A 12,529-nucleotide genomic window follows, 5' to 3' on the forward strand; every position below is an offset into this window, starting at 1 on the left:
ACGTCCCTCTTTCTATCACATATGAGCAACCTTGTCAAAAACATCCGTGATGGCCTGATCCGGCGCAGGGGTCAGAAGACTGACTACCACATTGACAAGGCAGGAAATCAAAAATGCCGGAAGAAGCTCGTAGATGTCAAATCCGCCGCCCAGCGGACGTACGAAGAATTTCCAGACAAAAACCATGGCTCCTCCTGCTGCCATCCCGCAGATCGCGCCCTGCTTGTTGGACCGCCTCCAGTACAGGGACAGCAGCACAGCAGGTCCGAATGCTGCACCGAATCCCGCCCAGGCAAAACTGACAATCCTGAATACAGAATTGTTTGGATTCCATGCCAGCACAATTCCAATCGCGGCGATGATGCCAAGCGTCAGTCTCGCAATCAGCATCTCACTCTTTGCGTTCATCCTCCGGTTCAAAAACCCGCTGACGATATCCTTCGATACAGAGGAGGAAGCTGCCAGAAGCTGCGAATCCGAGGTAGACATGGTCGATGCGATGATCCCGGATAAAATCACACCTGCAACGAGCGCCGGTCCGAATCCAAATTCACTGAGCCTGTGAGCAATCCGTACAATGACGGTCTCCGCCGCACTTGAATCCGAAAGAATCTCGATTTTGCCTGTTCTGCTCATCCCAAGACCGATGATTCCAATCAGGATCGCTGCCCCCATCGCAATGACAACCCACACACTTGCGATTCTTCGCGACAGCTTCAGCTTTTTCTCATCTCTGATGGCCATAAACCGCAGAAGGATATGCGGCATTCCAAAATATCCAAGTCCCCATGCCAGCGTGGAAACGATCGTAAGGACAGAGTATGAACCAGATGTTCCCGGTGCCCAGAAGTTCCTGGCATCCGGAATATGACTTCGAAGGAGGGAAAGATGTCCGCTCAGCTGTTCTGCGTTGGATACAACTGCAGCCCATCCTCCTGCCTGACTGATTCCAAATACAAGAACGACGATCAGTGCAATGGTCATAATGATGCTCTGCACGAGATCCGTCAGGCTGGCTGCCAGAAAGCCGCCTGTCATCGTATATCCGATGACAATCAGAGCACCAATCATCATGCTGGCATGGTAATCAACTGAAAACAGGGAAGCAAACAGTTTCCCGATCGCAGCAAACCCGGATGCCGTGTATGGAATAAAGAAGATCACGATGATGAGAGCAGATATCAGCGTCAGAATCTTCTTTCTGTCCCCATACCGGTTGGAAAAGTATTCCGGCACGGTGATCGCATCCCCTGCTTCAACTGTATAGTTGCGAAATCTCCTTGCAACAAACAGCCAGTTCAGATAGGTACCTGCAGCAAGGCCAATCGCAGTCCAGAAGGGTTCCGCCAAACCCGATAGATAGGCAAGTCCCGGAAGACCCATCAGCAGCCAGCTTGACATATCCGACGCTTCTGCACTCATTGCCGTCACCAGCGGGCCAAGCTGTCTTCCGCCCAGATAAAAATCCCCGACGCTGCTATTTTTTTTCGAGGTGATAAACCCGATCAGCAGCATCCCAACCAGGTATGCGATGATTGCAATGATGATTCCAGCCTGTGATGATAATGAACTCATGCTTCCCCTCTCCTTGCCGGCTATTCAGCCCTCTGTATGCACAGGCTCATACGCTTTCTTATGCTGCTGCTTTATCAAGTTATCACAGCAAAATATGAGCCCCGGTATTGAGCGGATTATAGCACACCAGCTGTCTTTTTCAAATATGTATTGTAAATGCAGGAATATGAAAGAACATTTTTCGAGCAGATTGATATTTTGAAAATATTTTTGAAAGAAAAACCGCCGCATCTCTGCGGCGGTCTGTTTCCTGAATGACTGAAAAATCTGATCAGCAGGAGGTCTCTCTCACTTTGCATAATCCACAACACGGGATTCACGAATAAGACTGACCTTCACCTGTCCCGGATACTCCAATTCGGATTCGATCTGCTTTGCTATGTCCCTGGCAAGGAACGTCATATCTGCATCGCTGACCTGATCCGGAACAACCATGATACGAATTTCTCTTCCGGCCTGAATGGCAAATGACTTCTCAACTCCCTTGAAGCTGTTCGCAATATCTTCCAGTTGCTTTAGTCTGTTGGTGTATGTTTCGAGGGTTTCCCTTCTTGCCCCTGGGCGCGCTGCAGAAATTGTATCTGCAGCCTGCACAATACAGGCAATCAGAGATTCCGGTTCTACGTCGCCATGGTGAGACTCCACAGCGTTGATGACGATCTGATTCTCCTTGTACTTCCGGCAGAGATCAGCACCGATCTGCACATGTGTTCCTTCCACCTCGTGATCGATGGACTTTCCAATATCATGCAGCAGCCCGGCTCTCTTTGCAAGCCGGACATCGACCCCAATCTCAGAAGCGAGCAGCCCTGAAAGATGCGCCACCTCAATGGAATGTTTCAGCGCATTCTGGCCGTAGCTGGTTCTGAACTTCATCCTTCCAAGCAGCTTTACCAGCTCCGGATGGATTCCGTGTACACCCACCTCGAGGCAGGCCTCATCGCCGGCTTCACGGATTTCGTTCTCTACTTCCTTCTTTGCCTTCTCAACTGTCTCCTCGATCCTGGCCGGATGAATCCGTCCGTCCACGATCAGTTTTTCGAGCGCAATCCTTGCCACCTCACGGCGGATCGGGTCAAAACTCGAGAGGACAACAGCCTCCGGAGTATCGTCAATAATCAGGTCCACACCGGTCAACGTCTCAATTGCCCGGATATTGCGGCCTTCCCGGCCGATAATACGGCCCTTCATCTCATCGTTCGGCAGCTGTACAACTGAAATAGCTGCCTCCGCGACCGTGTCTGCTGCACAGCGCTGAATCGCCTGGACGACATACTCCTTGGCCTTTCTGGCCGCGTCCTCTTTCGTCTGGTTGATCAGCTCTTTGTAAAGCTTTGCAGCGTCCGTCTTTGCTTCGTCTTCAACAGATTTTAAAAGATATTCTTTTGCCTGGTCGGAGGTCAAACCCGAAATTCGCTCGAGTTCCTGCTGTCTCTGCCCGAGCAGCTTGTCTGCTGCGGACTGCTTCTTCTTCAGCTCTTCCTCTCTTGCTGCCACACTGCTTTCGCGACGCTCCAGAGCTTCTGTCTTCTTGTCAGCGGCCTCATCTTTCGCCATGACCCGCTTTTCAAGACGCTGCACCTCGGCGCGGCGATCTCTTGCTTCTCTCTCGGACTCATTCTTAATCCGGAGAGACTCTTCCTTCGCTTCGACAAGGGCTTCACGTTTCTTCGTCTCTGAGAGCTTCAGCGCATCATCAACAATCTTTCTTGCCTTCTCTTCCGCATTGCCAATGGTCGCCTTGTCTGCTTCCTCGCGACGACGGATTACGGTTTTTGAAGTCAGAGGGACTGCGATTGCCAGTGTGATTGCAACAGCGATTAAAACAGCTAACGCAATCGGCACAGGAGCACCTCCTTACAATATTTAGTTGTCATGTAACTACAACTTTTATTATTGTACTTTTTTTCACAGGCTGTGTCAAGCTGGCGGAAATTCCCGGTCTGGGCTTCTGCGCAGTCAGTAATCCTGCACAAATCACGACTCCGTACAAGCCTTCTGATTACTCAGATTGCCTCCTGCCAGGATCAATCCTGCTCCTGAAGCTCCCGCAGCACACGTCTGATGTCCGCAGCTTCAAATCCCTTCCGCATCAGGCAGCCTGTCAGTTTCTGCTGCTCCTCCCAGGATGCATGTGCCGCATCATATCCCCTTTTCTGAACGAGCTTTCGAATCGCCTCAAGGTCTGCTGATTCCCCCAGAAACGGGTCACCCTCCTGATTCTCCTGTCCGACAGCAGAATATGCCTCACGGATCACATCTGAGTCCACCCCTCTTTTCTCGAGCTCCAGTATGATCACTTTTCTGCTTTTTCTTCCTGACTGCTGGCGAATGAAATTTTCTGCATACCGTCTGTCATCTGTATAGTGGTAGGAAGCCACGTATTCAAGCGCTTTTTCTGCGATCTCCTCCGGGTATCCGTCATGTCTGAGCCTGTCACGGAGCTGTCGGACCGTTCTGTCAGAGGTTTTCAGAAGATTCATGCACCTGAGCTTTGCTCTTCTGACCAGCACATCGTCATGGATCTCTGCCAGAACTTCTTCCGGAATCTCCTCTCCCTCACGGATATGGTATTTTCTGAGCTCGCCTGCGTAGAGTACAAACGAGCTTCCGTCCTCAAGCACAATCTTTCTTTTTCGATCTGTCACCCTGAGGATTTCCGCCGCAATCATCCGCCTTCTCCGCTCCCCGTACACTTCTCCCTGATCTCCGGCTCATCCCATTCATGATGGTATCTCTCCGGAAATGTTCCGTTTCTCACTCGCTGTCAGATGATCCCTCTTCCATCCGGAACGCGTCCGGCTCTTCTGAAGGCGCCGGAGTTTGTGCATCACTCTGTGTCTTCTGTTCACCCTGATCGCCTCCGTCCGGATCGATCCCATAATGGACACGGACCTTATGGGAGATCTCTTCCATCAGCTCCGGATGATCTGCAAGGAACTGCTTTGCGTTCTCGCGTCCCTGTCCGATTTTGTTTCCTTCATAGGCATACCAGGCGCCGCTCTTAGCCACAATCCCGACATTCGCGGCAAGGTCCAGAACATCTCCCTCTCTGGATATGCCCTTTCCAAACATGATATCAAACTCCGCTTCCTTGAACGGCGGAGCAATCTTGTTTTTCACAACCTTGATCCTGGTACGGTTTCCAATCACATCCCCCTGCTGACGAATCGCCTCGATCCGTCTGACGTCCAGCCGTATGGAAGAGTAGAACTTCAGTGCCCGGCCGCCTGTCGTTGTTTCCGGGTTCCCGAACATCACGCCAACCTTCTCCCGGAGCTGGTTGATAAAGATCACAATGCAGTTGGACTTGCTGATCACACCTGTCAGCTTGCGAAGCGCCTGGCTCATCAGCCTGGCCTGAAGCCCGACATGGGAGTCCCCCATATCCCCATCGATCTCCGCCTTCGGAACCAGTGCCGCAACCGAGTCAACAATAATAATGTCGACGGCTCCGCTGCGGACCATTGTCTCGCAGATCTCAAGTGCCTGCTCCCCGTTGTCCGGCTGAGAAATATACAGATTATCAATATCCACTCCGATGTTCTTCGCATAGACCGGATCCAGCGCATGTTCGGCATCAATAAAGCCGGCAATGCCGCCTCTCTTCTGCACTTCTGCCACCATATGAAGCGCGACTGTCGTCTTTCCGGATGACTCCGGACCGTAGATCTCAACAATTCTTCCTCTCGGAATTCCGCCATGCCCCAGCGCAATATCCAGGCTGAGGGATCCCGTCGGGACGGTTTCAACATTCATATTCGTGCCGCTGTCCCCAAGCCGCATGACGGAACCCTTTCCGTATGCCTTCTCGATCTGGGACAGAGCTGCGTCCAGCGCTTTCATCTTCTCCGCATTCACACCGCCTGCTTCAGCTGCCGATGCGGTATTTTTCAATGCCTTTGCCATATCTTTCTCCTGTACTCAGTCAGTCTTTGTTTTTCGAACTAATGTTCGGTCTTAATATTACAGAGAAACGTCACCCCTGTCAAGTCGTAATATCAGTGTCCTGGAGTTTCCATGAATTCTGAAGTCGATTGATTTGAAAGAATCGTATACAGAGCTGCAAAAAAGAAACGGAGATAACAGAACTGTCATCTCCGTTTATATCGGATATTGCGAGGCATGTCAATCTCAAAAAGATCAGTCTTCACCGTCATCAGACGGGCTTCCCTCTTCAGACGTCACTGTCTGATTGCCGGAACCTGTTCCAACTGGTTCTGCGGCAGCTTCTGCGCCTGTCTCCTGCCCGGCAGCGGCCGCCTGGATCTGCGCTTCCAGAGATGAAAGTGCTGCCTCCCTTGCCGGCTGATACTGGGCATCTTCCTGTTCCCAGACCGTATAAGCCTCATCCCCGCGGTGATCCGTAAACTGATAGTGCTGCGTCAGATAGTCCAGCAGATAATCCGTGTACTTCACAGCCCCAAGCAGATTGGTATGATGCGCATCATAATAATCCGTAGAAAAATCAATTCCGAGCTTTTCCTGATCCTTATTTGCATTCAGGAACGGAACATTGTACTCCTGCGCGATTGCTGTAACTGCATTCAGTTCTCCCATATCATCCTGCGTATAGACGTACGGTGACGCAACAAGTACAACCTCCTGCCCAATCTTTCTGCAATAGCTGAGCAGTTCCCGGAGCGCATTCTCTCCCCCTTGTGCCAGTTTTGTCTGATAGTGCTCGTCATACGGGATCGCACTCTGAGGCACAACCCGGTCCTTTATCGCATACCCCATAAACTGACTTGCATCGATAGCGGAAAAATCTCTCTTGCCACCCTTGATCACCCGCTTCCAGTTAGAGGTGTCAAATAGCCGCCAGTAATTCTCATGATTCATGATCAATGTCAGATAATACGGCAGCTGATCAGATGAAAAGCGTATTCCTGTCATCTTATTATAATGATTCAGGATTTCCCATCTCTTGAACGGACTCGCATAGTTCTTGATATAACGATACATGTCGGTTGTCATGCCGTTCATGGACCGCGAGCCAAGAAACCCTCTCACCTCGATCAGGACAACCTCCGGTTTCTGATGTTTTAGCAGATCCTTCAGCGAGAAAATGGTATTTTCCCCCACAGCCCCGGCAATTCCATATGCATAGGAAGAGATTCCGTGCTTTTCCCATGCTTCCATAGGATTATAATAGCGGTATACCGTGCTTGCACCGATCACAACCGCGTCAACCGTATTCTCCGGAAGGGTTTCGTACTCATACAGCCGGTAGGACTTCGGACGGTCATAAAGCAGAGTCAGAAACTGAAAGATCAGAGCCGTCACAACCAGAAAAACAACAATCTTCACCAGCTGCGGCGCCGTGACCGGTTTTCTTCTGTTTTGTGTCACTTCTTTCATTCTCAAATGACCTTATCTCCCTCAAGCAGTTCTGCCGCGAGCTTCTTCCTCTGAAGCTTTCCGTTGAATGACCGCGGTATCTGATGGCAGACGACAATCTTCTGGGGAATCTTGTCCGGATCCACACGTCTGCGCAGATACTGCATCATCGCCTTGTGGTCGAATGTTTCCTCATCCGTATCCACGACCAGAATCGGAACCTCTCCTGAAACCTTGTCCGGCTTTGCAATGCAGGCACAGTCCAGAATCCCCGGGTAGTCTGCTGCCACCTCCTCTATTTCGTCAGGCGCAATCTTGATCCCCCGGAAATTGATGACATCGTCAGCTCTTCCGAGGACATAGACATATCCCTTGTCATCGATATATCCCTCGTCCTTTGAGAAGATATACCCATCCTTCATAACGCTTTCTGTCAGTTCCTTCTGCTTCCAGTAGCCCTTCATATTCATGGCGCCTCTGGTCGCAATCAGTCCTGTGTGCTTTTCATCAGAATGAATGATTTCGTGGTTTGCATTCGTCACGAAGAACTGCGCGTTCACAGCCGGTTTGCCGATGCAATGCTTCCTGTCTTCATTCCCGGAAAAATCCAGAAAACAGCTTCTCCCGGACTCTGTAGAGCCATAACAATTGTAAAGTCGTGTCCCTGGAAATGTTGCTCTCAAATTTTCCTTGATCTCGTCATTCAGGTAAGCAGTCCCGACCTGCACATAGTCCAGCTGGCCGGCAAACTCCGAGAATCTTCCTCTTGAAAGCTTGAGGAGTACCGATGCCGCAGTTGGTGAAAGATCAATCGCCGTCGCATGATAATCCCTCATCAGTTCATAGATTCTGCGCACCTGTGTCACACCGCGGACAAGAAGCGCTGCTCCATGTTTGGAATAAATCGCATAGAGTGTACGAATCGCATGGGCATGGCTGAGCGGCAGGGGGATCAGCTCCCTGTTTCCATCGCGCATATGAACCCCTTCCGCAACATTCTGTGCAAGCGCAACATCATTCGCATGAGTCAGTTCCACACCCTTTGACTTTCCAGTCGTCCCGGTTGTGAAAAGAATCTCGGCAGTTTCTTCTCCGGTCGGCACATGGTACACAGCGTCCCTTACCGGTTCACCTTCTGACAGTTCCTCATAAGAGGCCGTTATTCTGTTCAGGTCCTCCGAAGCAGGCTTTCGGTCTGATACAAACAATACCGGATCCGTCTCCTGATAGATACTGAGAATCCGCTCATCTGCTGCATCATCCTCTACAGGAACAAAAATTGCACCGATCAGCCAGCAGGCGATTTCAAGTGACAGGTAATGTGCCTTTCCATCATACGAAGCAATGACGCATCTTCCGAGATCTGCTCCTTTTGCGCGAAGGAACGCCGCTGCTCCCTCTGCATCTCTCATCATCTGCCCATAGGTATGCTCTCCGTCTGCATCAACAATGCAGAGTGCATCCGAAGAATTCTTCGCAGCTTCCCTGAAAATCGACAACACTGAAGTAAACACCGTACACCTCCATCCGTTACTTGCTTAAAAGCCCATATAAATAAAGGACGCTGCATTGTATCCCGGGCCGTACTTTCCACACAGAATGACAAAGAAAAAGAGGAAAAGATAGATGCTCCACCGGAAAACAAGATTCCTTCCGGCCAGATGCGCCCTGATCTGCCATCCCCGCTCCTTCATTACCGAAGTCAGGAACAGAAGAAAAAGCCCTGCAAAACCGATCAAAAACTCCATTTTCCCCAGCCCATAAGTGAAGACTGTATGCCGAAACACACCAAGACCAGGACTCGTCAGCATTTTTTTCAAAATCACCGCAGCCGCCCCAAGAGAAGGCGCCTTCACAAACGTTCTCGGAATAATCCCACACAGGAGGAATGTTCTGAGAATCCGGAAAACATGAAACTCAGGGGAATCCGGATCAAAGTGAAGCACCTTCAGCATCTTCGGATACACTGGCTTCAGAATGACACTCAGAATGATGATCCCGCCCTGCCAGGCTCCCCAGAGCATGTAATTCCAGCCCGTCCCATGCCAGAGCCCCGTTGCAATCCAGACGAGGATCAATGCGCAGACCGTCGTCGTATTCTGTCCTGCAACAGCGCCAAATTTTTTCCGCATGGCTCTCGAAAACTTCTTCACGAATCCGGAGATCGATACAGGCATATACAGATAATCGCGAAACCAGGCGCCGAGTGTAATATGCCATCTTCTCCAGAAATCATCAACGCTCGTTGCAAAGTAGGGCTGCCGGAAATTCTGTTCAATCTCAATTCCGAAGATCTGCGACATTCCTCTGGCAATGTCAACACAGCCAGAAAAATCTGTATACAACTGCACCGCATACAGGAACATCGTAAAAAGCAGCAGGCTGCCTGACGCATTCTGATAATTTGCCAGAACATTCGTCACGAACGGGCCGAACCGGTCCGCAATCACGAGCTTCTGAAAGACTCCCCATAAGGCGAGCTGTACGCCAAAGCACACTCTCCTGTAATCGAAGTAGTGAAGCTCTCTGAACTGAAAGCCCAGCCTGTCATACCGGGCAATCGGTCCCTGAAGAATATGCGGAAAATAGCAGACATACAGAAGATAGCGGAAGAAGTTCTTCTCAGCCGGATATCTCTTCCAATATACATCCAGGACATACCCGATCGTGGAAAATGTATAATAGGAAATTCCAAGCGGAATGATGACCGTCAGTGCAGGGCTTCCACCCGAAGCAGCAGCGAAGAACAGCGCCGCCACTTTCCGTGCAAATTTTGTATATATGAGATATGCAAGAACCACCGCGACAACGATCCACATGACTTTTCTGGCTGAACGCTTCTCTTTCCTGCGGATCGCCTTTTTCTCGTCTTTTCTTTCTTCAGAAGCCAGTGCAAGCGCTGCTCTTTCATGAATGCCTGAGATCATCCGTGCACCGACGTAAGTAATGGCTGCCGTGCCCATCATAAAAGGCAGGTATGACAGGCCTGCCTTTGCATAAAATATAAGACTCGCTGCCAGAAGAACAACCCATCGTGCCTTCGCCGGTACAATAAAGTAAACAACCGCGACAGCTGTCAAAAATACCAGAAAATAAAACGATATGAAAGTCATCTCATCTCTCTCACTGCTCGTCCTGAAGTCTTTCAACCAGTTCTGTCATCGCATCGACCGAGTTGAAATTTTCCGGTACAATATCGTCCATATCGATTTCAATGTTGAACTCGCTTTCCAGCTCCGAGATGAGCGCAGTCAGCGTCAGGGAATCGATTACCTTGTCGTCGATCAGGTTTGTCTCGGATGCATAGTCAACAGAATCATCCATGCTCTTCAGAATGTTCAGTATCCTGTCTTTCATCTTTTTTCTCCTCCATTCAATACCTTTTTCACTAGTTTCGAAACAACACTGTTATAGACCTGATAGCCCTTACTGCTTGGGTGAAGCCTGTCGGATGCAAAATAGGATGCCTTCGGTTTTCCATTTTTATCCAGGAACTTCGACGCAAGATCGATGTAAAACACATTATCCGTCTCACTGCAGTACTTTTTGATCAGTCTGTTGGCTGTTTTTTCCTGCGGCCAGGCTTTCTTACGGCTCGGCGTAACCGGGATGGATATGTAAAAGACCGGAACATGATCTCCCAGATCCTGTCTGATAGAAGCAATCAGAGTCTGAACCCTCTCAGCACATGTTTCCCCACGAATCCTTCCGGTACTGCCAATATCATTGCTGCCAACAAGAAGAATCACCGCATCAGGATGATAGGGTATGATCAGCTTCTTGTATAAGGTCATCCATTCCTGTGCCGTTGTGCCCCCAATCGCGTTGTTCACTACATTAAAACCCGAAAACGCCTGGGGAACGGACCGCCACCGATCTGCGGAAGAACTCCCGGCAAGCAGGATTGTTTTCTTCCTCCTGGAAGAAGACACCTGGTTTCTCTGACTTCCGGCATTCTTGATGTTCTTCGCAGAAATGATCCTGGATTTCACACTGGCATCCAGAGTCCCCCTGGAAGGAATCACATAAACCACCATATGACAGGTCTTTTTTTCCCAGGCAGCCGTGATGACGGTGTAACCGCGCTTACAGGTTGACAGCACGCCCTTTTTACTGACACGCGCCACCTTCGGCTTGGATGACTTATAAGTCACGCCTGCTGCCTCTTTGTTTATTGTCAGTTGAACGGACCTGTTGCGGACTACCTGGAGAAAAGGCGACGCAAAGTAGAGCGTCTTTCCCTTTTCCTTCGCGTATTTTCTGACCAGCCTCTTCACCTTGGATGGGATCTTCACGTTTTCTGCCATCACGGTACCCATATCCGTGTTAACATCCGTATCCTGAGCAGCCGGGAATTCTGCCTGCGATTGCTGCAGACTCGGCCATGTGGGATCATCCGCCGCCATAGCCGGAAATGTACCTGAAACTGCCATGATTCCCACGATCAGAAAACAGACCATTCTGTTTATGAATGAACGCATGAAGCTCCCTCCGAAAAATCAGACAAGCGTAGCAAATACCAATCATTATAATAGGCGATTGACTTTCTTAAATCAACCGTAATTTTTCTTAATTATCCTGTAACATTTCAAATCGTTAATCCAGATGTCATTAATACTTCTCTCTTGTCTCATTCCGATAGCGCTCCGGGATCTCTGTATCCAGGCCGGGAATCCTGGTCTTGATCGCCGCGATCAATTCGTCAGCCTCCTTTTCCCGGTTCGGAATGAGCTTCAGGATTCCGCCATTTCCATATGCGATAACAACGCCCCGTGAAGGATAGGTTCCTGCGCAGCTGCATCCTCCCTTGATCTGAAAATCGTGCGGGTAAGCTCTTACGATGGATGATAACGGAAGATATTTTGTAAAAAACAAACCATTCGTCTGAAACAGCGCCCTTTCTCCAATCCTCCACTTTTCAATTTTCTGTGCACGTTCAAAATCTGCTTCCAGCTCATGAGCCGGAAGCTCCTTTTCAATAGCAGTATACTTCATCGTTTTGAAACCTCCGTTGGTTCAGCAATTTGATCCGTCTTTTGGTTTTATTCTATGAAAATCATGAAATCTGTCCGGTCGTCTGCTTTCTAGTCACTTTCATCTGGAAGAATCTCCAGATCCTCCGGCAGACCGTAAAAGCTCTTATATCCCTTCACATTCTCTGTCTATTCTGTAAATCGATTCCTCCTTACCTCAGCCGGTGCCGATCGTCCCCGATGCAGCAGTTGTCTCCCAGGTAAAAATTCTAACAAAAAGTTAGATCCGGCGTTTGAAAAAATATAGAAAAATCGCATTCAATGGTATGGGTTGTATAAATATAATCATATCATCATGATTCGCATTTTTATACAATTGTGAACAAAATGTGTCTAAAATTTTTGCGGCAAACTGTGCGGCAAAATTATTTTCAGGGTGCCTTACAGAAACCAGAAAAGGCTGCATGTGCAACATAAACACTTGCACACGCAGCCTCTCACTTTAAGCCGGAACCCGGGCTTGAACCGGGGACCTACGCATTACGAATGCGTCGCTCTACCAACTGAGCTAATCCGGCTCACTATAAATCGTTACTTCGGAACAGAAAGGATCAAACTTCGTTCTGACTCCCCAGCAACGT

The 12,529-nt window shown here is 49.5% G+C and carries 10 protein-coding genes and 1 tRNA gene; all 11 read right to left on the minus strand.

Annotated features, from left to right (window positions below; translation table 11 throughout):
• Positions 1 to 15: 15 nt before the first annotated feature.
• The 11 genes from ACTQ1N_RS06880 to ACTQ1N_RS06930 all read right to left on the minus strand — a co-directional run bounded on the left by ACTQ1N_RS06880 (position 16) and on the right by ACTQ1N_RS06930 (position 12,466).
• A complete protein-coding gene (locus ACTQ1N_RS06880; protein ID WP_441955909.1) occupies positions 16 to 1,575 on the minus strand; it encodes a sodium/proline symporter in 1,560 nt (519 codons plus the stop codon).
• 288 nt (positions 1,576 to 1,863) lie between these two features.
• On the minus strand, positions 1,864 to 3,420 hold the full coding sequence (gene rny / locus ACTQ1N_RS06885) for a ribonuclease Y (RefSeq protein ID WP_441955911.1): 1,557 nt from the start codon (positions 3,418 to 3,420) through the stop codon (positions 1,864 to 1,866).
• Between the two features lie 182 nt (positions 3,421 to 3,602).
• A complete protein-coding gene (locus ACTQ1N_RS06890) occupies positions 3,603 to 4,247 on the minus strand; it encodes a regulatory protein RecX (protein WP_441955913.1) in 645 nt (214 codons plus the stop codon).
• Positions 4,248 to 4,332: 85 nt separating this feature from the next.
• The gene (gene recA, locus ACTQ1N_RS06895) at positions 4,333 to 5,484 is read right to left on the minus strand and encodes a recombinase RecA (RefSeq protein WP_441955915.1); all 1,152 of its coding nucleotides are present in this window, start codon (positions 5,482 to 5,484) and stop codon (positions 4,333 to 4,335) included.
• A gap of 234 nt (positions 5,485 to 5,718) precedes the next feature.
• A complete protein-coding gene (locus tag ACTQ1N_RS06900) occupies positions 5,719 to 6,942 on the minus strand; it encodes a hypothetical protein (protein WP_441955917.1) in 1,224 nt (407 codons plus the stop codon).
• Positions 6,939 to 8,429, minus strand: coding sequence for a class I adenylate-forming enzyme family protein (locus tag ACTQ1N_RS06905; RefSeq protein WP_441955919.1), 1,491 nt, complete (start codon positions 8,427 to 8,429; stop codon positions 6,939 to 6,941). The genes ACTQ1N_RS06900 and ACTQ1N_RS06905 overlap by 4 nt, the downstream gene beginning before the upstream one ends.
• Before the next feature lie 24 nt (positions 8,430 to 8,453).
• A complete protein-coding gene (locus ACTQ1N_RS06910) occupies positions 8,454 to 10,028 on the minus strand; it encodes an MBOAT family O-acyltransferase (protein ID WP_441955921.1) in 1,575 nt (524 codons plus the stop codon).
• 10 nt (positions 10,029 to 10,038) lie between these two features.
• Positions 10,039 to 10,272, minus strand: a complete 234-nt coding sequence (locus ACTQ1N_RS06915) for an acyl carrier protein (RefSeq protein WP_441955923.1) — start codon at positions 10,270 to 10,272, stop codon at positions 10,039 to 10,041.
• A complete protein-coding gene (locus tag ACTQ1N_RS06920) occupies positions 10,269 to 11,396 on the minus strand; it encodes a GDSL-type esterase/lipase family protein (protein ID WP_441955925.1) in 1,128 nt (375 codons plus the stop codon). The genes ACTQ1N_RS06915 and ACTQ1N_RS06920 overlap by 4 nt, the downstream gene beginning before the upstream one ends.
• A 130-nt stretch (positions 11,397 to 11,526) precedes the next feature.
• The gene (locus ACTQ1N_RS06925; protein ID WP_441955927.1) at positions 11,527 to 11,910 is read right to left on the minus strand and encodes a hypothetical protein; all 384 of its coding nucleotides are present in this window, start codon (positions 11,908 to 11,910) and stop codon (positions 11,527 to 11,529) included.
• A gap of 483 nt (positions 11,911 to 12,393) precedes the next feature.
• A tRNA-Thr gene (locus tag ACTQ1N_RS06930) sits at positions 12,394 to 12,466 on the minus strand.
• Positions 12,467 to 12,529 lie beyond the last annotated feature (63 nt).

The sequence above is a fragment of the Porcincola sp. LCP21S3_C12 genome (assembly GCF_052118625.1).
Classification (GTDB): Bacteria; Bacillota; Clostridia; order Lachnospirales; family Lachnospiraceae; genus Porcincola.